Below are 1,424 nucleotides of genomic sequence, written 5' to 3' on the forward strand. Positions count from 1 at the left end.
GGCTCTTCCCAGTTGAGGGTGTAGAACGAGTGAGCGCGTCGGTCCGGCGATAGACGTCGAGGTCTCCCGATGATGGAAGTTCTCACGCTATCCATCTGGAAGACCTCGACATGCCTGACGCTACCTTCGCGACCCCTGATCTGACGACCTTCGCCGGTCTTGACGAGCTCGGTCTGGAGGTGACGGGCCAGCGCCTCGAGCCGGGTCGTGCCGTGCTGGTCTGTCGGGTTGCCGAGCCCGACTCGTGGTGTCGCAGATGTGGCTGTGAAGGAGCGCCGCGTGACACCGTCACGCGGCAGCTGGCGCATGAGCCGCTCGGCTGGCGTCCCACGCTTCTTGAGGTCACGGTTCGTCGCTACCGCTGCGCCGAGTGCGGTCATGTGTGGCGCCAAGACACCTCTGCTGCGGCCGAACCACGAGCGAAGCTCTCACGCCGCGGACTGCGCTGGGCGCTCGCGGGGTTGGTGGTCCAGCATCTGACGGTCGCTCGAGTCGCCGAGGGGCTTGGGGTCGCCTGGGACACCGCCAACAACGCCGTCCTGGCCGAAGGTCGACGACGGTTGATCGACGACAAAGCCCGGTTCGACGGTGTTGCGGTGATCGGTGTCGACGAGCACGTCTGGCGCCACACCCGCCACGGCGACAAGTACGTCACGGTGATCATCGACCTGACTCCGATCCGTGACGGCACCGGGCCAGCACGCCTGTTGGACATGGTCGAAGGCAGGTCCAAGGCGGTGTTCAAGTCTTGGCTCGCCGTTCAAGACCACGTCTTCCGGGAGCGGATCGAGGTCGTCGCGATGGATGGATTCACCGGGTTCAAGACCGCCACCACCGAGGAGCTCCCCGACGCGGTCGCAGTCATGGATCCGTTCCACGTCGTCCGTCTCGCCGGCGACGCGCTCGACCGGTGTCGCCGCCGGATCCAGCTCGCCACTCATGGGCATCGGGGCCGCTCAGGTGATCCGCTCTACTCGGCCCGACGGGTCCTGCACACCGGCGCCGGGCTGCTGACCGATCGTCAGTGGGACCGGATCGAGGCTCTGTTCGCCGACGACCAGCATGTCGCCGTTGAAGCCACCTGGGGCGTCTACCAGCACATGATCGCGGCCTACCGCGAGAAGGACAGAGCTGCCGGCCGAGAGCAGATGAGCAAGCTCATCGACTCCCTCAGCCGCGGTGTTCCGAAAGTCTTGACCGAGGTCATCACTCTCGGCCGGACGTTGAAGAAGCGAGCCGCTGACGTCCTGGCCTACTTCGACCGGCCCGGCACATCCAACGGTCCGACCGAAGCGATCAACGGACGACTCGAACACCTCCGCGGCTCTGCCCTCGGCTTCAGGAATCTGACCAACTACATCGCTCGGAGCCTGCTCGAGACCGGCGGCTTCAGACCCCAACTACACCCTCGATTCGGATGAGCC

The 1,424-nt window shown here is 65.6% G+C and carries 1 protein-coding gene; it reads left to right on the plus strand.

All coding sequences use genetic code 11. The features are described 5' to 3' along the window. Positions 1-110 precede the first annotated feature (110 nt). Positions 111-1,421 carry an ISL3 family transposase gene (locus FNM00_RS18635; protein ID WP_143915030.1) on the plus strand — a complete coding sequence of 437 codons (1,311 nt, stop codon included), beginning with the start codon at positions 111-113 and terminating at the stop codon, positions 1,419-1,421. Positions 1,422-1,424: the final 3 nt, after the last annotated feature.

This window comes from Aeromicrobium piscarium, from assembly GCF_007421815.1.
Taxonomy (GTDB): domain Bacteria; phylum Actinomycetota; class Actinomycetes; order Propionibacteriales; family Nocardioidaceae; genus Aeromicrobium; species Aeromicrobium piscarium.